Annotated in this window: 24 protein-coding genes and 2 pseudogenes; 10 read left to right on the top strand and 16 right to left on the bottom strand. The window is 60.7% G+C overall.

The genetic code is table 11. The features are described from left to right. Positions 1-28 precede the first annotated feature (28 nt). Complete coding sequence (locus ACM1ZW_RS30500; protein ID WP_416739942.1) at positions 29-727, bottom strand: glutathione binding-like protein; 699 nt, start codon at positions 725-727, stop codon at positions 29-31. 367 nt (positions 728-1,094) lie between these two features. Between ACM1ZW_RS30500 and ACM1ZW_RS30505 the strand changes: the two genes are divergently transcribed. Continuing rightward, positions 1,095-1,769 (top strand): hypothetical protein, encoded by a 675-nt coding sequence (locus ACM1ZW_RS30505; RefSeq protein ID WP_017339705.1) that lies wholly within the window; start codon positions 1,095-1,097, stop codon positions 1,767-1,769. Positions 1,770-1,922: 153 nt separating this feature from the next. Here ACM1ZW_RS30505 and mnmH read toward each other — a convergent pair whose 3' ends face one another. The 5 genes from mnmH to ACM1ZW_RS30530 form a co-directional block, all read right to left on the bottom strand. Then, positions 1,923-3,026: a tRNA 2-selenouridine(34) synthase MnmH gene (gene mnmH, locus ACM1ZW_RS30510; RefSeq protein ID WP_414883235.1), complete on the bottom strand. Its 1,104-nt coding sequence runs from the start codon at positions 3,024-3,026 to the stop codon at positions 1,923-1,925. After that, on the bottom strand, positions 3,026-4,060 hold the full coding sequence (gene selD, locus ACM1ZW_RS30515; RefSeq protein WP_017339707.1) for a selenide, water dikinase SelD: 1,035 nt from the start codon (positions 4,058-4,060) through the stop codon (positions 3,026-3,028). The genes mnmH and selD overlap by 1 nt, the downstream gene beginning before the upstream one ends. Before the next feature lie 169 nt (positions 4,061-4,229). Further along, complete coding sequence (locus ACM1ZW_RS30520) at positions 4,230-5,186, bottom strand: quinone oxidoreductase family protein (protein WP_017339708.1); 957 nt, start codon at positions 5,184-5,186, stop codon at positions 4,230-4,232. A 30-nt stretch (positions 5,187-5,216) separates the two neighbouring features. Next, positions 5,217-5,390: a DUF1427 family protein gene (locus tag ACM1ZW_RS30525; protein ID WP_008035179.1), complete on the bottom strand. Its 174-nt coding sequence runs from the start codon at positions 5,388-5,390 to the stop codon at positions 5,217-5,219. A gap of 127 nt (positions 5,391-5,517) precedes the next feature. Next, a complete protein-coding gene (locus tag ACM1ZW_RS30530; protein ID WP_017339709.1) occupies positions 5,518-6,288 on the bottom strand; it encodes an AraC family transcriptional regulator in 771 nt (256 codons plus the stop codon). Between the two features lie 145 nt (positions 6,289-6,433). On the opposite strand from ACM1ZW_RS30530, the gene ACM1ZW_RS30535 reads away from it, so the two are divergent. After that, positions 6,434-6,661 (top strand): DUF6555 family protein, encoded by a 228-nt coding sequence (locus ACM1ZW_RS30535; protein ID WP_017339710.1) that lies wholly within the window; start codon positions 6,434-6,436, stop codon positions 6,659-6,661. A 31-nt stretch (positions 6,662-6,692) separates the two neighbouring features. After that, positions 6,693-6,971, top strand: coding sequence for a hypothetical protein (locus ACM1ZW_RS30540; RefSeq protein WP_017339711.1), 279 nt, complete (start codon positions 6,693-6,695; stop codon positions 6,969-6,971). A gap of 27 nt (positions 6,972-6,998) precedes the next feature. Here the strand turns inward: ACM1ZW_RS30540 and ACM1ZW_RS30545 are convergent, their stop codons facing one another. The 3 genes from ACM1ZW_RS30545 to ACM1ZW_RS30555 all read right to left on the bottom strand — a co-directional run bounded on the left by ACM1ZW_RS30545 (position 6,999) and on the right by ACM1ZW_RS30555 (position 8,182). Next, positions 6,999-7,163, bottom strand: coding sequence for a metallothionein (locus tag ACM1ZW_RS30545; RefSeq protein WP_017339712.1), 165 nt, complete (start codon positions 7,161-7,163; stop codon positions 6,999-7,001). Between the two features lie 72 nt (positions 7,164-7,235). Then, on the bottom strand, positions 7,236-7,691 hold the full coding sequence (locus tag ACM1ZW_RS30550; RefSeq protein ID WP_017339713.1) for a DMT family transporter: 456 nt from the start codon (positions 7,689-7,691) through the stop codon (positions 7,236-7,238). Next, entirely contained in the window at positions 7,691-8,182 is a 492-nt protein-coding gene (locus ACM1ZW_RS30555; RefSeq protein WP_017339714.1) for a DMT family transporter, read from the bottom strand. The genes ACM1ZW_RS30550 and ACM1ZW_RS30555 overlap by 1 nt, the downstream gene beginning before the upstream one ends. Positions 8,183-8,422: 240 nt before the next feature. On the opposite strand from ACM1ZW_RS30555, the gene ACM1ZW_RS30560 reads away from it, so the two are divergent. After that, complete coding sequence (locus tag ACM1ZW_RS30560; RefSeq protein WP_414877996.1) at positions 8,423-9,358, top strand: LysR family transcriptional regulator; 936 nt, start codon at positions 8,423-8,425, stop codon at positions 9,356-9,358. A 129-nt stretch (positions 9,359-9,487) separates the two neighbouring features. Here ACM1ZW_RS30560 and ACM1ZW_RS30565 read toward each other — a convergent pair whose 3' ends face one another. Both ACM1ZW_RS30565 and ACM1ZW_RS30570 read right to left on the bottom strand, forming a co-directional pair. After that, entirely contained in the window at positions 9,488-11,170 is a 1,683-nt protein-coding gene (locus tag ACM1ZW_RS30565) for a methyl-accepting chemotaxis protein (protein WP_017339716.1), read from the bottom strand. A gap of 164 nt (positions 11,171-11,334) precedes the next feature. After that, the gene (locus ACM1ZW_RS30570; RefSeq protein ID WP_162491081.1) at positions 11,335-12,651 is read right to left on the bottom strand and encodes a Na+/H+ antiporter family protein; all 1,317 of its coding nucleotides are present in this window, start codon (positions 12,649-12,651) and stop codon (positions 11,335-11,337) included. Positions 12,652-13,287: 636 nt separating this feature from the next. Between ACM1ZW_RS30570 and ACM1ZW_RS30575 the strand changes: the two are divergent. Together ACM1ZW_RS30575 and ACM1ZW_RS30580 are read left to right on the top strand one after the other, a co-directional pair. Beyond that, a pseudogene (locus ACM1ZW_RS30575) lies at positions 13,288-14,310 on the top strand (chemotaxis protein); the annotation flags it as partial. A 309-nt stretch (positions 14,311-14,619) separates the two neighbouring features. Continuing rightward, a pseudogene (locus tag ACM1ZW_RS30580) lies at positions 14,620-15,216 on the top strand (methyl-accepting chemotaxis protein); the annotation flags it as partial. Positions 15,217-15,375: 159 nt separating this feature from the next. Here the strand turns inward: ACM1ZW_RS30580 and ACM1ZW_RS30585 are convergent. Genes ACM1ZW_RS30585 through ACM1ZW_RS30600 form a run of 4 tightly spaced genes read right to left on the bottom strand, consistent with a single transcriptional unit; the run spans position 15,376 to position 17,971 of the window. Next, a complete protein-coding gene (locus ACM1ZW_RS30585) occupies positions 15,376-16,689 on the bottom strand; it encodes a sensor histidine kinase (RefSeq protein WP_017339719.1) in 1,314 nt (437 codons plus the stop codon). Then, positions 16,686-17,354 carry a response regulator transcription factor gene (locus ACM1ZW_RS30590; RefSeq protein WP_416739944.1) on the bottom strand — a complete coding sequence of 223 codons (669 nt, stop codon included), beginning with the start codon at positions 17,352-17,354 and terminating at the stop codon, positions 16,686-16,688. Before ACM1ZW_RS30590 ends, ACM1ZW_RS30585 begins: the two co-directional genes overlap by 4 nt. Before the next feature lie 3 nt (positions 17,355-17,357). Continuing rightward, positions 17,358-17,663: a PepSY domain-containing protein gene (locus tag ACM1ZW_RS30595; protein WP_414883232.1), complete on the bottom strand. Its 306-nt coding sequence runs from the start codon at positions 17,661-17,663 to the stop codon at positions 17,358-17,360. Further along, the gene (locus ACM1ZW_RS30600) at positions 17,663-17,971 is read right to left on the bottom strand and encodes a PepSY domain-containing protein (protein WP_416739945.1); all 309 of its coding nucleotides are present in this window, start codon (positions 17,969-17,971) and stop codon (positions 17,663-17,665) included. The genes ACM1ZW_RS30595 and ACM1ZW_RS30600 overlap by 1 nt, the downstream gene beginning before the upstream one ends. Positions 17,972-18,233: 262 nt before the next feature. Between ACM1ZW_RS30600 and ACM1ZW_RS30605 the strand changes: the two genes are divergently transcribed. After that, entirely contained in the window at positions 18,234-19,313 is a 1,080-nt protein-coding gene (locus tag ACM1ZW_RS30605; protein WP_414883231.1) for a patatin-like phospholipase family protein, read from the top strand. Positions 19,314-19,387: 74 nt separating this feature from the next. Further along, positions 19,388-19,744, top strand: coding sequence for a 6-carboxytetrahydropterin synthase QueD (gene queD, locus ACM1ZW_RS30610; protein WP_017339724.1), 357 nt, complete (start codon positions 19,388-19,390; stop codon positions 19,742-19,744). Between the two features lie 78 nt (positions 19,745-19,822). Here the strand turns inward: queD and ACM1ZW_RS30615 are convergent, their stop codons facing one another. Continuing rightward, positions 19,823-22,531 carry a C2H2-type zinc finger protein gene (locus tag ACM1ZW_RS30615; RefSeq protein ID WP_416739946.1) on the bottom strand — a complete coding sequence of 903 codons (2,709 nt, stop codon included), beginning with the start codon at positions 22,529-22,531 and terminating at the stop codon, positions 19,823-19,825. A gap of 152 nt (positions 22,532-22,683) precedes the next feature. Between ACM1ZW_RS30615 and ACM1ZW_RS30620 the strand changes: the two genes are divergently transcribed. Together ACM1ZW_RS30620 and codB are read left to right on the top strand one after the other, a co-directional pair. After that, positions 22,684-23,505 (top strand): alpha/beta fold hydrolase, encoded by an 822-nt coding sequence (locus ACM1ZW_RS30620; RefSeq protein ID WP_414878000.1) that lies wholly within the window; start codon positions 22,684-22,686, stop codon positions 23,503-23,505. Positions 23,506-23,691: 186 nt separating this feature from the next. Beyond that, a complete protein-coding gene (gene codB / locus ACM1ZW_RS30625; RefSeq protein ID WP_414878001.1) occupies positions 23,692-24,963 on the top strand; it encodes a cytosine permease in 1,272 nt (423 codons plus the stop codon). The last annotated feature ends 11 nt before the right edge of the window (positions 24,964-24,974 follow it).

Genomic DNA, 24,974 nt, shown 5'->3' on the forward strand with positions numbered 1-24,974 from the left:
GCCCTGGTCCTGATGAAATCGAAACGTCCTATTTGGGAATTTCCAGCCCGCGCATCACTGCTGGACGTGCGAGGAAGCGCTCCAGCACCCGCGTTACGTTCGGGAAATCCTTGATGCCCACCAGATCGCCCGCCTCATAGAAACCGATCAGGTTGCGCACCCACGGGAATGTCGCGATGTCGGCGATGGTGTAGCGCTCGCCCATGATCCAGTCGCGGCCTTGCAGGCGTCCATCAAGAACTTTTAACAAACGTTTACTTTCCTCGACATAGCGATCCCGAGGACGTTTGTCTTCGTAGTCCTTGCCGGCGAATTTGTTGAAAAAGCCGAGCTGGCCAAACATCGGTCCGATACCCCCCATCTGAAACATCAGCCACTGGATCGTCTCGTAACGCGCCGCCGATTCCTGGGCCAGCAATTGCCCGCTCTTGTCCGCGAGGTAGATCAGAATCGCCCCGGATTCGAACAGCGGCAGCGGCTTGTCGTCCGGGCCGTGGGGGTCGAGGATCGCCGGGATCTTGTTGTTGGGGTTCAGCGAAAGAAACTCGGGAGACAGCTGGTCGTTGGTATCGAAGCCCAAACGATGCGGTTCGTAGGGCAGACCGATCTCTTCGAGCATGATCGACACCTTGACGCCGTTGGGGGTCGGCAAGGAGTAGAGCTGAATCCACTCGGGGTACTGGGCCGGCCATTTCCGGGTGATGGGGAACGCAGACAGATCGGTCATGGGAAGGATCCACGATGAGATTGAGGAAGACGATCATAGTGTGAGCAGCCGAAGGGTGCGATGTCTGGGTATCGATATTGATGATTAGCAAGATCAATGCAATGCAGCGCTCTGCGCGGCCATCCCCGTGTACCGTGTCCATAAATCCGCAACATCCTGCCGGTAACCTGTGTTCCAACCCGTTCAAGGTTGTCGGTGGATTGCTGCTTGCTCCGCCGGAATCGAACCAAACGGGCTTCAGTGGACTCTGAGTGTTGCCCTTTCGGAAACGGACCGGCTTAACGACATGGAAAACACCCGACGCTGGGAGCGCGGGGTGTAAAGGTTTGTCAGCCTTAACCGAATGCGCTGAAGACTCCCTATTTCCATGATGAACTTTCTGAAATTCGTCCAACGCTTCAAGCATCGCGCGTATGTCGTGCTGCCCTCCCTGTTGGCGGCCAGTGCGCTCTTCCTGTCACTGGAATCCAGCGAAAGCCGCGCCCAGCCGGTTGACGGCACCCAGACCCTGGTGTTCCTGCGTCACGCCGAGAAACCTGCCGGCGGCCTGGGCCAGCTCAACTGCCAGGGCCTGAACCGCGCCATCGACCTGGCGACCCTGCTCCCGGAAAAATTCGGCAAGGCCAATTACGTGTTTGCGGCCAACCCGACGCGCAATGTCGAGGAAGGCGAACTGGACAATTCCTACAGTTACATTCGCCCACTGATGACCATCAGCCCCAGTGCGATCAAGCTCGGTTTGCCGGTAAACATCAATTTCTCGGCCAATGACACCAGCGACCTGGCCGATGAGCTGCTCCACGACAAGTACCACAACGCAGTGATCTACACCGCCTGGTCCCACGGCTACCTGCCCGAACTGATCAACAAGGTCGCTGGCGAAGCCGTCGGCAAGAAACAGAAGATCACTGAAGACTGGGAGTCCAGCGATTACGACTCGTTGTTCGTGCTGACCCTGACCTGGCACAACGGCAAGGCCAGTCTGCAGAGCCACAGTTACAAGCAAGGGCTGGATAACGGTCGGGAAACCTGTCCGACTTGAGGCTGATGGTTCAAATCTTGTAGCCGCTGTCAGGGCCCTATCGCGAGCAGGCTCGCTCCCACCTTTGATTTCTGTCGGACACTTAATTCATGTCCACTGAAGATCCAATGTGGGAGCGAGCCTGCTCGCGATGAGGCCGGAAAAATCAACACATCACCCCGGGCGATGGCCACGCGCTTGCAGGTATTCGATAACCGCCCCCCGCTCCCCGGCAAACTCGATCCGCGCCCCTTTTTTCTCCCGCTGGAACGCATACATCGGGTCGTAATATTCACGCAGCAACCCTTCGATCCAGCCCCGGTGCAAATCCACCGCCCCGCTGCGCGCCTGCTCCGCCAGCGCATCCTCCATCAGGATCAGCATCCGCCGATGACGCTCGCCGCCCAGCCGCTTCTGTACGTTGTTCAGGCTCGCCAGCAAGCGTTCGGCAAACAGCCCGAAACCTTCCTCGCCATGCACGTCGCTGAACTCGGCACTCAAGTCCACCACGTAATCACGCAGGATTCGTTCGACCCGTCCTTCAAGGCTGTCTTCGAGCCAGACCATCGGAAATTGCTGCATGCCCTGATACAGCGGCAACGGCAGCGCGCAACTGCCGATCGCGCGGCTTTCATCTTCCAGCACAAACTGCTCGATACCGCGGCTGCGTTTCTTCAGCACGTCCACGGCCAGGCGGTTTTCAAAATCGATGTTGGACGGCTGGCCCGTGGCGCGTTTGCCGAAACTGGAACCGCGATGGTTGGCATGGCCTTCAAGGTCCAGGCCGTTGCGCAGTTGCGTGAGCACTTCGGTCTTGCCGGTGCCCGTCATGCCGCCCAGCAGGACAAAATCACACTGAGCCATCGCCTGATCGATCGTCTCCAACAGGAAGCTACGCAGGGCCTTGTAGCCGCCGCCGACCCGCGGATAATCGATACCCGCCTCACTCTTCAGCCATTGCTGAACGATCTGCGAGCGCAAGCCACCGCGAAAACAATACAAAAGCCCTTCGGGGTGAGCCCGGGCGAACTCGGCCCAGGCCTGAATTCGCGCGGCCTTGATCTCGCCTGACACCAACTGATGCCCCAACGTTATAGCCGCCTGCTGACCCTCTTGCTTGTAGCAGGTGCCGACCCGTTGCCGCTCGTTATCATTCATCAGCGGCAGGTTGATCACACCGGGGAAGGAACCCTTGATGAATTCGACCGGCGCGCGCGCATCCATCATCGGCCGGTCATTGAGGAAAATGTCGCGGTAATCGGTGAATTCGCTTGCCATCAGAACACCTCGACCGCGTTCGTCTGTCGCTCGACCAGTTCACCGATCGGCGCCAGAGTCAGGCCCAGTTCGGCAGCGACGCTGAGGAATTGATCGTTGCCTTCGGGAGTGACCGCCACCAACAGACCGCCACTGGTTTGCGGATCGCAGAGCACGCGTTTGTGCATTTCCTGCAGTCGCCCGAGTTTGCTGGCGTAGCTGTCGAAGTTGCGCAGCGTCCCGCCCGGCACGCAACCCTGGTCGAGGTAATACTCGACGCCCGGCAGACGCGGCACGCGGTCATATTCGATGCGTGCTGTGAGGTTGCTGCCGTCGGCCATTTCCACCAGGTGCCCGAGCAGGCCGAAACCGGTGACATCGGTCATCGCGGTCACGCCGTCGAGCTTGCCGAAACGGCTGCCGGGCTTGTTGAGGGTGCACATCCAGTCGCGGGCCAGGCCGATGTCGGCGTGGCGCAACTTGCCCTTTTTCTCGGCGGTGGTGAGGATGCCGATGCCCAGGGGTTTGGTGAGATAGAGCAGGCAACCGGCAGTGGCCGTGTCGTTGCGCTTCATGTGGCGCTTTTCCACCAGCCCGGTGACAGCCAGGCCGAAGATCGGCTCCGGCGCATCGATGGAGTGCCCGCCCGCCAACGGGATCCCGGCTTCATCGCACACCGAGCGCCCGCCGCGAATCACTTCCCGGGCAATCTCCGGCGCCAGCACATTCACCGGCCAGCCAAGGATCGCGATGGCCATCAACGGATCGCCGCCCATGGCGTAGATGTCGCTGATGGCATTGGTGGCGGCGATGCGGCCGAAATCGAACGGGTCGTCGACGATGGGCATGAAGAAGTCGGTGGTCGAGACCACGCCGCGTTCTTCATCGATGGCATACACCGCCGCGTCATCGCGCGAGGCATTGCCGACCCAGAGTTTGGGGTCAAGGTTCTGCGCCCCGCTGCCGGCCAGAATCACTTCCAGCACCTGGGGGGAAATTTTGCAGCCACAGCCTGCGCCGTGGCTGTATTGGGTCAGACGAATCGGCTCGCTCATGGGGGCATCTCGTGAAGTCAGTGCCGATGAGTCTACAGCAAGGTTATTTTCAGGGGCTTTAACGAACAACACAAAACCTGTGGGAGCCAGCCTGCTGCGATGGGGTGTCAGCCGCCATCAATGCAGCTGATACACCATCGCCAGCAGGCTAGCTTCCACAGTGGTCGGGTTACGGCAGCAGGATTACCTTGTCGCCACTGCCCTGATTCACCTCGGCATAGCGCTCCAGCCCCTCTGCCAACGGCGACTCAAACAACCCTTGCGGCAATGGCAACAGGTCCTGATCGAAGAACCGGCCGAACTGATCGAGCATCGCCGCGCACGCCTGTACCCCGTACAGAAGCGAGTTGATCCCCACCACCGAACCACCCTTGCGATACAACGCCAGGGCCGGCAATTGCACCAGACCATCCACCGGCGCGGCGATGATCGCGATGCGGCCGAACGGTGCCAACGCGGCGACCGAGGCCGGCAGCCAGAACCCGGTGGTGTCGAAAATCACGTCGGCGCCGCCGGCATAAACCCCGTTCACCTGTGCGCCCAGCTCTTCGGGTTTATCCAGTTGCAGGGTCTGATAACCCTGATCCTGCAAGTCCTTCACCTGCTCCGGCCGTCGCGCCGCCGCCAGCACCTGGGCGCCGCGCACCTTGGCCAGCGCCAGCGCCGCACTGCCGACTGCGCCGCCGCCGATCACCAGCAACCGTGTTTGCGCGGTCACCAGGCTGCGTTCCAGCGCATCCCACGCCGTGGTGTAAGGCACGCCGAGGCTGGCGGCCTGCGCGAAGCTCAAGTGGGTCGGCTTGAGTGCCACGCCGTTGGCCGGCAATTTGACGAACTGTGCATGGGAGCCGTCAGCGAAAAAGCCCAGTTCCCGACCGGTGCCCCAGACCTCCTGACCGATCAATGCTTGCGGACCTTCAACCACGACCCCGGCGAAATCACGACCGGGAATCCGCGGCAGCGTGGTGTAGGGAAACCGCCCCAGCACGTTCTTCACATCGCTGGGGTTGAGGCCGGCGGCCTTGATCTGCACCAGCACTTCATCGGCGCCGGGAACGGGGGTCGGCACTTCGACGTAGCGCAGGGCCGAGAGGTCGCCGGTTTTATCGAACTGCAATGCTTTCATGGGAACGTCCATCGAACAGAGGGGAGAAATTCAGGAGATCCAGCCGGTGACCAGTTGTCGGCCCATCGGCCACAATTTTTCACCGGCGAGCATGCCCAGCAGGCCCACCAGCGCGATGGCCGGTGGTGCGGGGGAACGAAAATCCAGTGCGCCGTAGAGCAAACCGACGCCCAGACCGATGACCAGCGAGATGAGGTAGCTCATGGCAGACTCCGTGGGCAATTGAGGTATGCCTGAAGTCTAAAGGTGGGCAACGGCGAGCATCGGCCAAGTGCTTCTGAATTTCGGCCAAAGCACTTGATGTCGCCGCAACGCGAACCTGCGGCAGCGCCTACAGGCTCGCGGCAAATTGCGACGGCGCAACACCCAGCTCGCGACGGAACATGTCGCTGAAGCTGCTCGGCGAATAGCCCAGTTCCCGGGCAATCGTGCTGACGGCGACGCCCTGTATCAACTCGGCCGCCGCCGTCGCCAGTTGCACTTGCCGTCGCCACTCGGCGAAGCCCATGCCCAGGCCGTCCTTGAACAGCCGCGCCAGGGTGCGCACGCTGGCGCCGGCGTTTTCGGCGTGTTGTTCGAAGGGAATGTCCAGCGACGGCGCGGCCATGACCGCCTGACACAGGTTCATCAGGCGCCGGTCGGAATCGTCCGGCAAGGGGATCTTCAGCAGCGAACGCCGGGCACGTTTGAGTTCCAGCAGCGCCAGCCCCACCAGCGCTTCGTAGTACTCCGGCGCGCCGTCGTCACCCTGTTCCACCAGGCCGATGATCAGCTCTCGCAGCAACCCGCCCACTTCGATCACTTGAACCGTCGCGTCCAGCGTTGCTGCCAGCGAGGGCCGCAGGTAGATGTTGCGCATCTGCAGGTCCGAGACCACTCGAATGCCGTGAGGCACGCCTGGCGGCAGCCACACCGCCCGTTGCGGCGGCACCACCAGCGCTTCGTGGGGCGTTTCGACCCACATCACCCCGCTCATCGCATATAACAACTGGCCCCAGACATGCTCGTGAGGCTCGATATACAACCCGCGCGGGTAAGTGCGCGCCAGCGGTTGCACGGGCACATCGGTGTCACTCAGGTCAGGGGGCGCGGCAAGGGCCATGGGCAGCAATCATTGGGGGTTTCAGGAAATGCATGGTAACCAGCCGCACGCCTTGTCGCCACTGGCGGCCGCCGTCTGACAATCCGACTGAATTTTCCGCAGCCGCGACGATCCCTCTAATACCACAGGGAGGAATACGGGCTTTATGAACAACGCAAAACTTTTCGTCATTGAATACACCCTTCATGGCGCCCCCAAGTCTTTCATTATCCGTCTGGACAAGATGGATAATGCGGAGGCCTGGCATTGGGCGAGCTGTGACGCCGGCGTGGGTCGCATCCCGCGGTTTGGTCGGGAAAAAGTGCAAAAGACCACTAAACCGATGGCAGAGAAGTTCGGTGTGGAAAACGTCACGTGGCGGCCAGCGAACTAACCGAAGGGCAGGATCTGGAGGGATCGGGCGCATGACAGCGACACAACTTACCAGCACGGCACACATCGACTACGGCCTCGATACGCTGTTCGGCCGAGTCACCAAAAGCGCCGAGTGTCAGGTCGGCCTCGAACAGGTCGAGCATGATCCGACCCGCTTCGCACTACGCGTCCAGCCACCCTTGCCGCCCGATCTGGAGCAGGCGAAAACCCTATTGGTACGGGTGGAGGGACGGCGACTCAATGGCATCGTCCGCCATACCGAACGGCTGGAAGACCAAAGTCTGAAACTGGAAGTGGAGCCCGAATAGGCTCCACTTTTTTGCGCGTGGCTGATCTCAGCCATGGGCGCACTTGCAGCCCTTGCTTGTGCATTCTTCACCGTGTTCGTGGTGCTTGGCGCAGGCTTCGCAACAGTAGTGTTTGCCGTGGCGAGCAATCGGATGCTGGCCCAGTTTGCACGCGCATTTCGGGCAGTCGCATTTACTTTCACTGTCGATCATAAGTCTGACTCCATGGGTGGTGGTCGTCCGGACTCGCGAATACGATCCGTCTCACCAGTGTAGGAGCTGGCGTCAGGCCTGCCGCGTACTGCTGCGATACATGAACACCAAGGCCAACCCGAGCAACACCATCGCCAATACCCGGCTCCCGGACAGCTCGATCGCCGGGTTGCCCAGCCAGCCGAAGTTGTCGATCAGCATCCCCATGCCCAATTGCCCGACGATCACCGCGACCGTCGCGACCGCCGTGCCTACCCGCGGCACCGCCCCCACCATGACCATCATGTACACCACGCCGAACAACGCGCCGCTGAGTTGCCATTTCGGCACGTCCAGCAGGCTCACGGCATGGGCCGGTTCGAAAAACAGGATCAGCAACCCGGTGCTCACCGCGCCCACCACGAACGTCAGCAAACTGCTGCGCAACACACCGACCGTTTCGCCCAGACGTCCGTTGATCGCCGCCTGCACACTCAACACCGCACCGGCGGCCACGACCACCGCCAACAAAATAATCAGATTCATCATCAACCCCGAGCAATCAGAACAAGTGCCGCGACAATCAGCAGCAAGGCCAGCCAGCGTTCACCGTTGACCTTTTTGCGGGTGGTGCCGAACCAGCCGAAGTGGTCGATCAGCACGCTTTTGCCGACCTGCCCGGACAGAATCGCGATCATCGTCATCGCAATGCCGATGTGCGGCGTGGCCAGGGTCAGCACCACCACGTACATCGGCCCGAGGAAACCGCCGATCAACTGCCAGCGCGGCAATGCGTTCAAGGCCGGGCCACGTTGCGGGCCGCTGAACAACAGCAGCAGAAACAGAATCGCCGAGCCCACGCCGAAGATGCTCAGCGTCGCCCACAAGTGCCCGACCTGGACGCCGAGGGGGCCGAGCAGACCGGCCTCTACGGAAAGGCCCATGCCGGCGAGGATGACCAGGGGCAACAACAAGAGCCGTAACCCTGGTTTGGTGGTTGGCGTTGTGGCAACGCCCACGTCGATTGAAGAAGATTGCATGAATGAACACCTGCCATTTATCAGAAAAAACACCTTCCCTTGTGGGATCGAGCCTGCTCGCGATAGCGATTTGTCAGTCACCTTGATGTTGGATGTCTGGCCGCTATCGCGAGCAGGCTCGCTTCCACATGGGTTTTGAGTAGTCAGTGGAACAGGCGCGCATTATCGGCGGGTGCTGCTTTGCGATAAACGGGATCATACTGACAACACTTTTGCGCAACTCGCACAGCAGGAACCGCCATGCACGGCCTCAACGAATTGGGATTCAAGGCGCTTCGGCTATTTGTCGCGGTGCTCGATCACGGCAGCTTTTCCGAGGTAGCCCGCCGAGAAGGCCTGGCGCCCTCCTCGATTTCCCGACAGATCCAGTTGATGGAACAAGCCCTGAGCCAGCAATTGCTCTACCGTCACACCCGCGCCGTCTCGCCCACCGAAGCAGGACGAATGCTCGGCCACCATGCGCGGCTGGTGCTGGTGCAACTGGAAGAAGCCGAACAAGCCCTGCAGGAACAGCAAAGCGAGCCCAGCGGGTTGGTGCGGATCAATGCCCCCGTGGTGTTCGGGCAACGGCACCTGACACCGTGGCTCGGGCAGTTGTGCGAGCGCTATCCGAAACTGCAACTGGACATCCAACAGACCGACAGCTACATCGACCCGTTGCAGGAAGGCGCCGACCTGTTGTTCCGCATCGGCCCGCTGCACGATTCGAGTATGCAGGCGCGCATTCTGGCGCCCCACCGCTTTCAGGTCGCGGCAAGCCCGGCCTACCTTGAGCGCCATGGCATCCCGCAACATCCCCAGGACCTGGCGGCGCATCAATGCCTGGCCTACAAAGGTGTAACCGGCCAGCAGCGCTGGTTTTTCCGCCAGGGTCGGCAGGACTGGACGCCCTATTCGGTGAAGGGACCGCTCACCGGCAACCACGCCGACACACTCACCCAGGCCGCCGAACAGGGCTTGGGGCTGGTGATGTTTCCGTCATGGCTGATTGGTGAGGCCGTGCGCAACGGCACGCTGGTGCCGGTGCTGGGGGACTATCAGGTGTCCAACAGCCTTGAGCCGCAGCAGATCGCCGTGCTCTGGCCCGGCAGCCGACGGTTATCCGTGAAGGTGCGCACGGTGATTGATTTCTTTGTCGAATGCTTTGGGCCGGTGCCGTATTGGGACAGGCCCTAGAACCTGAGTCGAACACGCGAGTGTGGCGAGGGAGCTTGCTCCCGCTTGAGTGCGCAGCGCTCACAAATTTTCAGGGCCGCTGCGCAGCCCAGCGCGAGCAAGCTCGCTCGCCACAAGAGCATCATCAAATCAGATACGGAACTGTCCGACCAGACTGCCCAGGCGCTGACCCAGATCCGCGAGGCTGCGGGAGGTCTGGGCGCCGAGCTGGGTTTCGTCAGCCACGTTGTCCACAGCCACCGCGATCTGATGCACGCTGCGGTTGATCTCTTCGGCCACGGCGGTCTGCTCTTCGGCGGCGCTGGCGATCTGTGCGTTCATCGAGTTGATGGTGCCGATCAGCTGGGCCATGGTGTCGAGGGACGCGCCCGCTTCGTTCGCCTGTGCGGACGTACCGTCGCCAGCCTCGCTGGAACGGCGCATCGCTTCCACCGCCGATTGAGTACCCGCCTGCAGGCGATCGATCATGCCCTGGATTTCCTGGGTGCTGATTTGCGTGCGGCTGGCCAGCGCGCGGACTTCGTCGGCCACCACCGCAAAACCGCGACCGGCCTCACCGGCACGGGCCGCTTCGATCGCAGCGTTGAGCGCCAACAGGTTGGTCTGTTCGGCAATCGAACGGATCACCCCAAGCACACTGACAATCGACGACACGTCCTTTTGCAGGCTGTCGAGGGACACGCCGCTGCTGCGAATATCGTCGACCAATGCATGAATCTTGACGATGCTGCCCGCCACCACACGCTTGGCGGTCTGGCCTTCTTCGTCGGTCTGTTGCGCGGCGACGGCGGCGTTCTGTGCACTTTTGGCAACTTCCTGCGCGGCGGCCGACATTTCGTTGATCGCCGTGGCGACCTGATCGGTCTCGTGACGCTGACGCTCCATCGCCTGATCCGAGCGCTGAGCCTGATCGGATACCTGATTCACCAGCCCGGTCAGTTGCGAGGTCATTTCAGTGATCTGGCGCACCAGGCCGTGGATCTTGTCGACAAAACGGTTGAACGAACCGGCGAGCTGGCCGAGTTCGTCCTGGCTGGTGATGGTCAGGCGCCGGGTCAGGTCGCCCTCGCCTGCCGCGATGTCATCGAGGTTGGCTTTCATCAGGTTCAGCGGACGCAGGATGGTGTTGGCCAGCAGCATGCCGGCGGCGGCGATCACCAACAGCACCACTACGGCGATGCCGATGATGCTCAGCAACACGCCTTCCATGCGCTCCTGAACCTTGGCCTCGACCACCGCCACCTGCGCTTCGATGCCGTCGAGGTTGACCGAGGTGCCGACGGCCATGTCCCACTTCGGCAGGTATTCGGTGTAGCCGAGTTTCGGCACCAGCACCTTGGTATTGCCGGGCAATGGCGAGCTGTATTGCAGGTAATGCGTACCGTCCTTGGCGACTTTCACCAGGTCGCGGTTGACGTAGACGCCGTTCGGATCACGGTTGTCCTTGAAGCTTTGGCCCACGCCTTCAGGGCTGTTGGCCTTGAACAGGCGCACGGTGTTGGAGTCGTAGCCGAAGAAGTAACCTTCCTTGCCGTAGCTGACGCTCGACAGCAATTTGATCACCTGGGCCCGCGCCGCGTCGTCACCCGGGGCTGCGGCGTCGTAGAGCGGTTTGATCGTAGTCATCGCCACGGCCACGTAACTTTGCAGGGTGGCCTTGGCATCGCTGAGCAGGCGTTGGCGCGTCTCCTCGACTTCCTTGCGGGCCTGCTCCTGCAGCACGAACAACGTGGTCAAACTGATGACCAGCGCAAAGAGCAACACCGGGAGTACGGCAAGGGACAGGACTTTAGCCTTCAGGCTCATGCGCATGACGGTTCACTCTTTTTGATTTTTGTTGGCGTGGTTAAAGGCTTTAACGGCACGCCGGATCAAAAGTTGAATGCTCAAAAAAGATCGCAGCCCTCGGCAGCGCCTACAGGGTGTGTGCCATTCCTTTGTAGGGCTGCCGAAGGCTGCGATCTTTTGATCCTGAATCAGAGCACCATCGCCGCCACCCAACCGAACGCCAGCAGCGGCAGGTTGTAATGCAGGAAGGTCGGCACCACGGTGTCCCAGATGTGGTGATGCTGGCCGTCGATGTTCAGGCCGGAGGTCGGGCCCAGTGTCGAGTCCGAAGCCGGCGAACCGGCATCGCCCAACGCGCCGGCGGTGCCAACGATGCACACGATGGCGATCGGGCTGAAACCCAGTTGCACACACAGCGGCACGAAAATCGCCGCCAGAATCGGCACGGTGGAAAACGATGAGCCGATGCCCATGGTCACCAGCAAGCCGACCAGCAACATCAACAGCGCGCCGATGCCCTTGCTGTGGCCGATCCACGACGCCGACGTTTCAACCAGCGTCTGCACCTGACCAGTGGCTTTCATCACTTCGGCAAACCCCGAGGCGGCGATCATGATGAAGCCGATCATCGCCATCATCTTCATGCCTTCGGTGAACAGGTCGTCGGTGTCGCGCCACTTGACGATGCCCGACACCGAGAAGATCAGGAAACCCGCCAGCGCACCGATAATCATCGAATCCAGCAGTAGCTGAATGATGAACGCCGCCGCGATGGCCACACCCGCGACCATCAGGCTCAACGGGTTGTACTGGACCGCAACCTGTTCGACCTGCTCGATCTTTTCCAGGTTGTAGACGCGTTTCTTGCGGTAGCTGATGAACGCTGCCGCCAGCCCCACGACCATGCCCAGCGCCGGAATGCCCATGGCATGGGTAACGTTGATGCCGCTGATGTCCACGCCGCTGCGGGCCACGTTGGCCAGGAGGATTTCATTGAGGAAGATGTTGCCGAAACCCACCGGCAGGAACATGTACGGCGTGATCAGGCCGAAGGTCATGACACAGGCGATCAAGCGGCGATCCAGTTGAAGCTTGGTCAGCACATACAACAGTGGCGGCACCAGCAACGGAATAAACGCGATATGTATCGGCAGAATATTCTGTGAAGCGATGGCCACCACCCAGAGCAAACCGATCAACAGCCACTTGACCGAGCCACCACCGTTGGCGTGCTGGCGATCGACCATGGCCAGGGCCTTGTCCGCCAGCGCATGGGCGAGGCCGGACTTGGCAATCGCCACCGCGAAGGCGCCGAGCAAGGCATAGGACAAGGCCACCGTGGCCCCGCCGCCGAGGCCGCTGTTGAACGCTTTCAGGGTGGCGTCGATGCCCAGGCCACCGGTCAGGCCGCCCACCAGCGCGCCGATAATCAGCGCGATCACAACGTGCACGCGGGACAGGCTGAGCACCAGCATGACGCCGACCGCGGCAATTACAGCATTAATCATCGTTACCTCAAGGCAAGCGAAATGAACCCAGCCGGCAGTCTGCGAAGAGACGCCAGCGGGACAAGGAATGGGTTTTATTAGACGGCGCGCACTGTGCCGCAGAGTGGGGCCGGTGTCAAAGCGAGTGGTGCCAACGAACATGTAACGGCCAGTGATACCCCTGTGGCGAGGGGATTTATCCCCGTTTGGCTGCGCAGCAGCCACAATCGATTCGTCTGGATAATTGCAGGGGCCGCTTCGCGACCCAACGGGGATAAATCCCCTCGCCACACGTCCCACTCCTCACCACAGATATATATCCCTTCTCCAGAGATAAACCTCTTGCCACAAAAGCTCCGCACACCGAATAAAGAAAGCGGATTCGCGGCCGTTACAGTGCAAAGTCTCAGATATTTATCGAATAAGGACGTCTCCATGTCGCTCAGACAACTTTCCATTCAATGGAAAATCACCCTGCTGGCCGGGCTTTGCCTGGCGGGTATCGTGACCTTGCTGGTAGGTCTTTCGCTGTACCGCATGGAGCACAGCTCCGAGCTGGTGAAAGCCTCGAGCATGGAGATGCTCACCGAAGCTGCCCAGGCCCGGATCGAGTCCCAGGGCGAAAACCAGGCGCTGGGGATTCGCCAGCAGTTCATGGACGCCTATCAATATGGCCACGGCTTTTCACGTCAGGTGTTGTTCCTGCGTGATCAGGCCGAAAAGCGCTTTCTCGATGCCTTCGACCTGCGCGAAGACCTGACCCGCCAGGTCAAGTCCGCGCTGCAAGCCAATCCAGAATTGCTCGGCCTGTCCCTCGTGTTCGAGCCCAACGCGCTGGACGGCAAGGACGAACTGTTCGCCGGCCAGTCGGAACTGGGCAGTAACGACAAGGGCCGTTTCGCGCTGTACTGGTCGCAACCGACACCCGGCAAGGTGACGTCGATGGCGCTGCCCGAAACGGACATGGCCGACACCCGCACCGGCCCCAGCGGCGAGCCCGCCAACGCCTGGTTCACCTGCCCACGCACCTCGCTCAAACCTTGCGTGATCGAACCCTACTTCTACGTGATCGACGGCCAGAACGTGCTGATGACCAGCATCGTGTTCCCGCTGATGCTCAACGGTAAAGTCATCGCTTCGCTGTCGGTGGACATCAACCTCAACAGCCTGCAAGCGGTCAGTCAGGGCGCGAGCAAAAAGCTCTATGACGGCCAGACCCACGTCAGCATCATCAGCCCGGCCGGTTTGCTCGCCGGCTACAGCCCGGACGCCAGCAAACTCAGCCAGCGCCTGGATGCCGTGGATAAAACCAACGGCGCCGAGCTGATCCGCCTGCTCGCCAACAGCAGCAAAACCACCAGCCTGCACAGCGACCAGCAGTTGAAAGTGCTCTCGCCGTTCCAGCCGATCCCCGGTGGCAAGTCGTGGGGCGTGTTGCTCGACGTGCCGGAAAAAGTCCTGATCGGCCCGGCCGAGGCGCTGAAGAAACAACTCGACGACAGCAATACCGCCGGCACGCTGGTCGAACTCGGCCTCGGTGTGCTGGCGGCGTTGATCGGCCTGTTGCTGGTGTGGTTGATGGCGCGCAGCGTGACCAGGCCGATCCTTGGCGTCGCGCACATGCTCGAAGACATCGCCAGCGGTGAAGGCGACCTGACCCGGCGTCTGGCTTACGACAAAAAGGATGAACTGGGCCAACTGGCTGGCTGGTTCAACCGTTTCCTCGACAAGCTGCAACCGATCATCGCCGAAGTGAAACGCTCGGTGCAGGACGCGCGCAGCACGGCGGATCAGTCTTCCGCCATCGCCACGCAAACCAGTGCCGGCATGGAGCAGCAATACCGCCAGGTCGATCAGGTGGCCACCGCCTCCCACGAAATGAGCGCCACCGCCCAGGACGTCGCCCGCAGCGCTGCGCAAGCGGCACAGGCTGCAAAGGACGCGGACCAGGCGACTCGCCGCGGATTGACGGTGATCGACCAGACCACCAGCAGCATCGACAACCTCGCCGCCGACATGAGCGCGGCCATGGTGCAGGTCGAAGGCCTGGCGGCGAACAGCGAGAAGATCGGTTCAGTGCTGGAAGTGATTCGTGCCATCGCCGAGCAGACCAACCTGCTGGCCCTCAACGCCGCCATCGAAGCCGCCCGTGCCGGTGAAGCCGGTCGTGGTTTTGCCGTGGTGGCCGACGAAGTGCGCAACCTGGCGCGACGCACCCAGGAGTCTGTCGAAGAAACCCGTCTGGTGATCGAGCAATTGCAAAGCGGCACCCAGGATGTGGTGGGGTCGATGAACAACAGCCATCGTCAGGCCCAGGGCAGTGTCGAGCAGGTCAGCCAGGCGGTCACGGCGTTGCGGCAGATTGGCGACGCAGTCACGGTGATCAGCGACATGAACCTGCAGATCGCCAGCGCGGCGGAGGAGCAAAGCGCGGTGGCGGAAGAGATCAACAACAACGTGGCGACGATTCGGGACGTGACCGAGTCGTTGTCGGGGCAGGCGAATGAGTCGGCGCGGGTGAGCCAGTCGTTGAATAGCCTGGCGAATCAGCAGCAGAGTCTGATGGATCAGTTCCGGGTTTAACGCCAATCCAATGGGAGCGACTTGTGGCGAGGGGAGTTATCCCCGTTGGACTGCGAAGCAGGCCCCAGTGTTTGGGGCGGCTTCGCCACCCAACGAGGATAAATCCCCTCGCCACACGAGCCCGCGCCCACAGGGTTATCGGTTGGCTTCGGATCGCTGTCAGCGCTTGGGGAGCTCGATGACAACGCTCAACCCACCCCACTCGCTCTCCTCCAGCCGCAGCCCCCCGCCCCACGTATCGACGATGTCGCGCACAATTCCCAGCCCCAACCCATGCCCATCCGTTTGTTCATCCAGCCGCGTCCCCCGGCTGAACACCTGATCGCGCTGGTCCTCGGGAATCCCCGGCCCATCATCTTCCACACTCAACTGAAATCCTTCAGCCGTCTCGACCACGCTCAACCGCACCTCGGCATCCGCCCATTTGCAGGCGTTGTCGAGCAGGTTGCCCAGCAGTTCCAGCAGATCTTCGCGATCCCATGGCAACTGCAAACCGGCCGGTGCGCGATAGCTCAGGTCGAGGTGTTCGCCGTGGATCAGGTTCAACGTGGCGAGCAATCCCGGCAGTTCCGCATCGCAATCAAACAGCGCCCCCGGCAGCGCATCGCCGGACAGCCGGGCACGATTGAGTTCGCGGTTGAGTCGCTGCTGAACCTGTTCCAGTTGTGCCTTTAGGATCTTGCGCAGCTCGGGATGGGCGTCGAGTTTTTCGCTGGACGCCAGGCTCAACAACACCGCCAGCGGGGTTTTCAAGGCATGCCCGAGATTGCCGAGCGCATTGCGCGAACGCTTGAGGCTGTCTTCGGTGTGGGCGAGCAAATGGTTGATCTGCGCCACCAGCGGTTCAAGCTCCACCGGCACCTGATCATCCAGTTGCGAACGCTGCCCCTGCTGCAACTGGGCAATCTGCTCGCGAGCCCTTTCCAGTGGGCGCAAGGCGCGGCGCACGGTGATCCGCTGCAACAGCAGAATCAGCAACAGCCCCGCCAATCCCAGGCCCAGCCCCACTTGCTGCATGCGCTTGAAGCTGTCGCGCACCGGGGTGTAGTCCTGGGCGACACTGATGGAAATCGACTGGCCCAAACGGCGATAGTCCGAACGCAAAACCAGCAATTGCTGGCCTTCCGGCCCCAGTTGCAGGTTGCTGTGCAGGCCGGGATGGTCGAGACGCGGCAATTCCTGATCCCACAACGAACGCGAGCGCCAATGGCTGTCGGCAAAATCGATGCGAAAGTAATGCCCGGAAAACGGGCGCTGATAGGCCGGTGACAGGTGCCGCTCATCCAGTTGCAAGCCCTGTGGTCCGCGCACCAGCGCCACCAGCAAGTCTTCGCTGTCGTTGCGCAGCCCCGCCTCGAGGTAACGCTGTAAACCCACTTCGAACAGCCACAGACTGGTTTGCGCCAGCACCAGGCCGACGACCACCATCACGCTGATCAGTCCCAGGCTCAAGCGGCGCTGGATCGACCTCACTGCGCTTGACCGCCAAACAGATAACCCTGGCCGCGACGGGTTTCGATCACGCTGCGCCCAAGCTTGCGCCGCAGGTGATTGACGTGGACTTCCAGCACGTTGGAGTCGCGCTCGGTTTCGCCGTCGTAGAGGTGTTCGGCGAGGTGGCTTTTGGAGAGGATCTGCTCGGGGTGCAACATGAAATAACGCAGCAGGCGGAATTCCGCGGCGGTGAGCTGGATGTCGGCGCCATCGCGGGTCACGCATTGGCGCCCCTCGTCCAGGTGCAAGCCCGCCGATTGCAGCGTCGGTTGATTAACCTTGCCATGGGAGCGGCGCAACAGCGCCTGGATGCGCAGGTGCAGTTCTTCAGGATGGAAAGGTTTGGTCAAGTAATCATCGGCACCGGCCTTGAGGCCTTCGATCCGTTCGGCCCAGGAGCCGCGCGCCGTCAGGATCAGCACCGGCGTGGTGAGCCCGCCCTTGCGCCACTGCGCCAGCACGTCGAGCCCTGGCAAACCCGGCAAACCCAGGTCGAGGATAATCAGGTCATAGGGTTCGCTGCTGCCCTGATACACCGCGTCACGGCCGTCGGCCAGCCAGTCCACGGCGTAACCCTGACGGTTGAGGCCGGCGATCAGTTCGTCGGCCAGGGGCACATGGTCTTCCACCAGCAGCAATCGCATCGGTCAATCTTCCTTGTCTTTCAGTAACTGGCCTGTGATGGCGTCGACGTCCAGCTCACGGACCACGCCTTCGGTGGTCAGCAACTCGACTTCATAAATGTAGACGTCGTGTTTCTCTTCGAGCTCGGCTTCCAGCAGTTTCGACCCGGGATAGCGGTCCATTGCCTGCTTCAACAACTGTTCGAGCGGCATGATCACGCCCCGCTGACGCAGGCGCAGGGCTTCGTCCTGATCCAGGTCGCGGGCCATGACCACCGAGCAAAACGCCAGGAGCACCAGCGCCATGCGTGAAAATGAACACACCTTCATTACGTATCCTGATGATCCTTGAGAACCTGCCCGCTGACAGCGTCCAATTCCAGGTCCCATTCAATGCCTTGTGGGTCGCGCAGCTCCACCTGATAGATGTACTTGCCGTACTCTTCTTCCAGCTCGGTTTCGGTAATTGTCGAGCCAGGGTGTTTGGCCAGTGCCGTGGCGTTGAGCTTCTCGAAAGACACAATGGTACCAGCGTCGCGTAGCCGCAGAGCTTCGTCGGGGCCCAAATCACGGGCATGGGCGAGGCTGGCGGTGATGGCAATGAGGGAGGTGGTGATCAGGGCAGTCAGGGTTTTCATGGGATGTCTCCGTATTTTTTATGTGTTGCGTACGGCAGTCACCTTAGCGATTCGAACTTAATTGAAACTGAATTGCCATCATCGATGATTGCATCACGATATCACTGACGCCCCCCTCCTGCCGAAGGCTGCGATCTTTTGATTTTTGGCGGCTTCATAGGCGCCAACAATCAAGATCAACAGATCGCAGCCTTCGGCAGCGCCTACATTGATTGGTTGCGACACGCTTATAATCCCCCGCTTGCCAGACATCGAGACCGGTATGACCGCCATCCACATCAAGTTCCCTTCCCTGACCCTCAAGGCCGGTCCCCGCGCCTTCGCGCGCATCCGTGAACACGGTTTGAACGCCGCCGATGTCGGCACATTGCCGGGCGCTGCTGGCGGGCCCAAGGCGTTGGGAATTCAAGGCCTGGACCTGGCGCTGTTCGGCGAATGGCTGCCCGCCGCGCCACGCGAACGGTCGCTGATCGGCGCATCGGTCGGCTCCTGGCGCTTCGCCAGCGCCTGCCTGCCCGATGCCGCCGAAGGCATCCGCCGTCTCGGTCATCTCTACACCGAGCAGAATTTCGCCAAGGGCGTGACCATGGCGCAGATCAGCCAGAGCTCGCAGCGCATGCTCGATGACCTGCTCGACGGCCGCGACGCCTCGATTCTGGACAACGCCCATTACCGACTGAACATCATGGTGGTCAAAAGCCACGGCCTGCTCGCGGATGATCATCGCGGTCGCCTCGGGCTGGGCCTGTCGTCGGTAATCGCCGACAACCTGCGCAGTCGCGCACGGCTATCGCGGCATTTCGAGCGGCTGATCCTCCACGACCCACGCCTGGCGCCACCGGTCGATGCGCTGAACGACTTCCCGTCACGCTTCGTCGCGCTGAATGTCGGCAACCTGCGTCAGGCCCTGCTCGCCTCGGGTTCGATCCCGATGGTGATGGAAGGCGTGCGTGACCTGCCCGGCGCTGGCGCCGGAACCTTCCGCGATGGCGGTCTGCTGGACTATCACCTCGACTTGCCCTACAGCGGCAACGACATCGTGCTGTACCCGCACTTCACCGACCGGGTGATCCCCGGCTGGTTCGACAAAACCCTGCCGTGGCGCCGCGCGTGCACCACGCGCTTGCAGGATGTCCTGCTGCTGGCACCGTCGAAGGAATACCTGGCACGCCTGCCCTACGGCAAACTGCCGGACCGTAACGACTTCAAGCGCTTCATGGGCGATGCGCCGAGCCGGCAGAAATACTGGCGTGCGACGATGGATGAAAGTCGCAGGCTGGGCGATGAGTTTCTCGAACTGGCCGCCAACGGTCGACTTGGCGAACGCTTGCTGACCCTTTAGTCAGGACAAACTGTTAAACTCGCCGCCTGCCCACATCGCCGCGGCGATCGCCACCTGACAGAGCTGAAACCACTGTGGAAATCTTCAAAGAATTTACCTTCGAATCCGCCCACCGCCTGCCCCACGTCCCGGAAGGCCACAAGTGCGGCCGCCTGCACGGTCACTCGTTCAAAGTGGCGATTCATCTGAGTGGCGATCTTGATCCGCATACCGGCTGGATTCGTGACTTCTCGGAGATCAAGGCGATCTTCAAGCCGCTGTATGAGCGCTTGGATCACAACTATTTGAATGACATTCCGGGGTTGGAGAATCCGACCAGTGAAGTGCTGGCGAAGTGGATCTGGGGTGAGTTGAAGCCGTTGTTGCCGGAGCTAAGTGCGATTCGGATTCATGAGACGTGCACTAGCGGCTGTATCTATCGCGGCGAGTAAGTGTTGGACTGATAAATGACTATCCAACAGGGTGGTTTTTCATAGCCAATAATTAACTGTGCTCGATTTCAGGACCACCTAATTACGAGTATGCGTCAGCATATGTCTTTTTAGATGGTCCCTACGCGAAAACTCTCGACCACAACCTTCTTGATTGCAGGAATGAAGCTTTTCGCTCATATGTGTTCGTTTATGCCTGGCTGCACTACTCGCATTCGAAAATAAACTTCCACACCCGGACCAATCGCACTTATAAGGACGCTCATCACTATGTGTTTGCCTGTGCACTTGCAAACCTCTCAGTTGAGTAAATTTTTTGTCACACACATCACAAGTGAATAGTTTTTCGTTGTTATGTGTTAACCGATGCTCTGTTAGTTTCTGATTATCAGCAAATTCTTTGCCACAGACAGTGCAACTAAAATGTTTCTCACCAGCATGCATTTTCATATGCCGGGCACGATCACCAGAAACAGAAAATCTTTTTTTGCATGAGGGATCAAAGCAGCCGTATGGCTTTTCCTGGGTATGAATACGTACATGCCGAACAAGTGCAATAGAACTCGAAAGCACCTTGTTGCATGTCGGACAGGAAAAATGTTGGGAAGAGGTTTGCTTCGACGATGATCCTGAGGTGTTAACCGCCACCCCCCAATTTTTACGCAGTTCTGCCTCATCTTCAGGCCTCGGATGCGCGAGTATTTTATCCAGGTCCAATGACAGGAATGATGGGGTCCTCCCTGCTTTGGGTGAATCAAGCTCTTTTACCAACTCGTTTACTTTAGCCACCTCATCCGGATTTATTGACCTCGCTAGAATTTCATCTACATCAAGCGCTATAGCGTTTCGATCAACCGAAGTACCCACTCTCCCGTCTCGATCCACCCTCCCCACCGGCGAATTCCCCACAAAGCAATACACATTCAACCCATCCACCGCCCCCGCCGGATCCGGGTTGATCCAGCGGCATAACCACGGCGCAAAGTACCGATAACCGTAGTAATACAACCCGGTCGCATCGCGTTCCTTGCCTGAATAACGAATGGTTTTGTATGCGCCGCTCTGATCGCTGTGATCCTCCCAGGCTGTCCCCCCAAACGGGTAATACACTTCCCGGCTTTGCACCTTGGCCTGTTCACCGAGTTCCAGCGTCCCGGAACCGAGGTGGTCGGTCGGGTGGTAGCGCAACGAATGCTCCGGCACATCGGCGCCGTGCAACCAGTTCACCCGATTGCGTCCGGCCTCCAGGTCGAGCACTTCATGCTGCTTGCCGCCCGGACGATGATGGATCTCCAGCCCCGGCAGGTAGCGCACTTCGGCGATCACGGTGTGGGCGGCGGCCAGTGCGGTGCGGACCTTGCGCAGGCGTTTGCCCCCGCCGCCGTACACATAAATTTCAGTGTCATCGTCTTCGCCTTCGCGCACCACTGGCGATACGCGGGACAACTGGTTGCGCAGGTCCCAGGCCAGGGTTTGGCCAAGCTGCAAAAACTGCAGGTTGCCGTTGGCGTCGAAATGACTGACGAAATCCGGTGGCTGATCGCCCTCAAGCAGGCTGCGGTTGCTGTTCGTGGCCACGGCCCATCGGCGGGTAAACGGTTGAGCACCGAGATGCCGCAGTTCGATCATGTTGCCCGTCGCGTCGTAGTCGTATTCTTCGCGGTAGTTGACCACGGCATCAGGGTTGGTCGAGGGGTGGTACGGCGCGAAGGGATAAAAGGATGACTTTTCGGCTTCCCAACCCGTAGCGTGGGTTAGCTGTCCCAGCGTGTCGTAGCCATAGGTGCATTGAGCGTCGATACGCTGGTTTTTGTAGTAACGGATTGGCAGTGCGTGATCGTCGATCTGGACAATGTTGCCACCCGGGTCGATGGTGTAGCGAAGGTCTTGCACTGGAGCGGCGTTCGGCAACCCGGCGCACAAGCGCAGCAGACGGCCATCATCGAGCGCGTACTGCGCCTCGGTGACCACGCCATTGCCAGCGGTTTCCCGCTCGACTTTGCCACCAGGGTTATAACGGATGTCGTGCACCAGGCATTGTCCGGGCGAGGCGGTGTTCGCCGGTTGCAACCAGCCGTCCTTGAGCTGGCCGGCCACGGTGTAGGTGAAGTGGCGACGATGGGCTTTGGCGTCGGAGAGGTTCAGCAGATCGCCGAGCGGATTGTAGGTCCAGCGGCTTTCGAAGCCGGGGGCGGGTTCAAGCAACCCATCGCGTACGGAGCTCTCCTGCGGCCAGTCCGGTGGATCGAGAGCGGCCAGAAAGTGGCTGATTTCATTCAGCGCCAGCCCCAGCAAATCGTACTCCGGCATATGCCGTGTACCGGCCGGGTCATCATGGCGGATCAACCGGCCGCATTGGTTTCCCGGATTCGCTTCGGGACCACAGGTTCCGTACTCGAAGCGCTCCACAACCCGTGCCTGTTCCATCACGACAAGAGGACGCAGCAACGTGTCGTACTCAGTCTCTTGCCGAGTACCCCGACCGTCCCACCCGCTCAACACCTGAGCGGCCTGACCAAACAAAGCCACCCGCCAACCGGCATCGACACTGTCAGTCGCCACCACCCTGCCGGTCAGGCTGAAACAATGCCTCAATGCCGGCGCGGACAACCGCGCATCCCACTGCTCAACTCCACGCCCCGCCGCATCGAACCCCTGCCGCGTCACCCGCGCCTGCGGCGTTTGCCCACTCTCCCCACGCCAGTACGTCACGCTGCGCACAACGAGGCCGCGCGGGTCGATGACCGCGAGCCTCGGTGTTCCGTGATGCAGGCTGAAATTGTCCATGGACTCTGGATAGCATCTGCGCCCAAAAGCCGTCTACTGTCACAAATCACAGGTATTCATCCCGCTGATCCGACAGATCAAAAAAACTGCCGGGACTGGCTGTTTTTTTATGCCTATGCTTTTTGGCTGGTACCCGCCAAGAGGACGCACCCATGACTGACTGGCCGCTCGCTCAGACCTACCGCTTCAACGGGCACTCCGTTCGCTACGCCGTGCGGGGGGACGGCCCGCCGCTGGTGTTTGTGCATGGCACACCCTTCTCTTCGTATGTGTGGCACCGGATTGCGCCGCACTTCATCACGTCACACCGGGTGCATTACTTCGACCTGTTGGGTTATGGCCTGTCCGAGAAGGTCGAGGGTGATGTGTCCCTTGGTGTACAGAACGAGCTATTGGCGCAACTGCTGGAGCACTGGGGCCTGGACTGCCCGGATGTGGTGGCCCACGATTTCGGCGGCGCCACGGTGCTGCGCGCGCATCTGCTGAACGGCAAGAATTACCGCAGCCTGACGCTGATCGACCCGGTGGCGCTGTCGCCCTGGGGTTCGCCGTTTGTGCAGCATGTGCGCCAGCATGAGGCGGCGTTCAGCGGACTGCCTGATTACATTCAGCGGGCGATCGTGCCGGCCTACATTCGTGGGGCGATCAAGCGGGAAATCCCCGACGAGGAACTCGCCCATTACGTCCAGCCGTGGCTGGGCGATCCGGGGCAAGCGGGGTTTTACCGGCAGATCGCGCAAATGGATGAGCGCTATACCCGCGAAGTTGAGGGACTGTACCCGACCATTCGCTGCCCGGTGCAGATTCTCTGGGGTGAAGATGACCAGTGGATTCCCATCGAGCGGGGGCAGGCGTTGCAGCAGATGATTCCGGGGGCGCAGTTTCACCCGATCCCCAATGCCGGGCATCTGGTTCAGGAGGATGCGCCCGAAGCCATCGTCGCGGCGTTGTTGCGGTTCTTGCCCTCTTTCTGAAAAAACGAATATCCCCCTGTGGGAGCAAGCTCGCTCCTACATGGTTCCTGTGTTCATTCAGCTGCACCGGTTTCGTGCCCTTCCCCCGCCCCAATCCTCTCCGCTCGTCTATACATAACGGCATCCACCCGCTTGGCACGACCACTGCAACCCCTCCGCGTCACCCACTCAGCAAGGAACGCCCCCATGACGCAAAATGATCCCGGCAACGACTACCCCCTCAGCGAAGTGCCGATGCACGCCCGCAAAGGCCTGGCCTCCACCGCCATGGTGCTGCTGGGTTTCACCTTCTTCACGGCCACCATGTTTGCTGGCGGCAAGCTCGGTGTGGCGTTCAGTTTCGGCGAGATGATGGCGGTGATCATCGTCGGCAATCTGCTGCTGGGGATCTACGCCGCAGCGCTGGGCTACATCGCCTTCAAGAGCGGGCTCAACTCAGTGCTGATGGGGCGTTTCTGCTTCGGGGAAGTGGGCAGCAAACTCAGCGACCTGATCCTCGGTTTCACCCAGATCGGCTGGTACGCCTGGGGCACCGCCACGGCGGCCGTGGTGCTGGGCAAGTATTTCGAGTTGAGCGAAGGCACCGTGCTGGGTCTGATGGTGCTGTTCGGCCTGGCGTTTTGCGCCACGGCCTATGTCGGTTATCGCGGACTGGAAATCCTTTCATACATCGCAGTGCCGGCCATGATGTTGCTGCTGATGCTGTCGATGTGGGTCGCGACGGTGAAAGTCGGCGGGCTCGATGGTTTGCTGGCCGTCGTTCCGACCGGCACGCTGGACTGGTCCACCGCGATCACCCTGGTGTTTGGCACCTTCGTCAGCGGCGCCACGCAAGCCACCAACTGGACGCGTTTTTCCCGCTCGGCGCGGGTCGCGGTGCTGGCGAGCCTGATCGGTTTCTTCATCGGCAACGGACTGATGGTGCTGATCGGCGCCTACGGGGCCATCGTTTATCAGCAACCCGATGTCGTCGAAGTGTTGCTGTTGCAAGGCTTCGCCATGGCTGCGATGGCGATGTTGCTGCTGAACATCTGGAGCACCCAGGACAACACCATCTACAACTTCGCCGTCGCCGGCTGCAACCTGCTGCGCACCCGCCGTCGCAAGACCGTGACCCTGTCCGGCGCGGTGATCGGCACGCTGCTGGCATTGCTGGGCATGTACGATCTGTTGGTGCCGTACCTGATTCTGCTGGGCACCGTGATTCCGCCGATCGGTGGCGTGATCATGGCGGACTTTTTCTTTCGCTACCGTGGTCAATATCCTCGACTGGCCGATGCTCGGCTACCGGCATTCAACTGGCCGGGTCTGAGCGCTTATGCGGTCGGCACGGTTGCCGCGTTCGGTTCGCCATGGGTCGCGCCGCTGGTAGGGATTGCCGCTGCCGCGCTAACGTATGTGATATTGACTGGCGTACTCGGTGCCCGTGCCGCCAACGCACCACTACAAGATCTCTAAAAGGATTCACC

The organism is Pseudomonas sp. NFX71 (assembly GCF_048079215.1).
Lineage (GTDB): Bacteria > Pseudomonadota > Gammaproteobacteria > Pseudomonadales > Pseudomonadaceae > Aquipseudomonas > Aquipseudomonas fluorescens_B.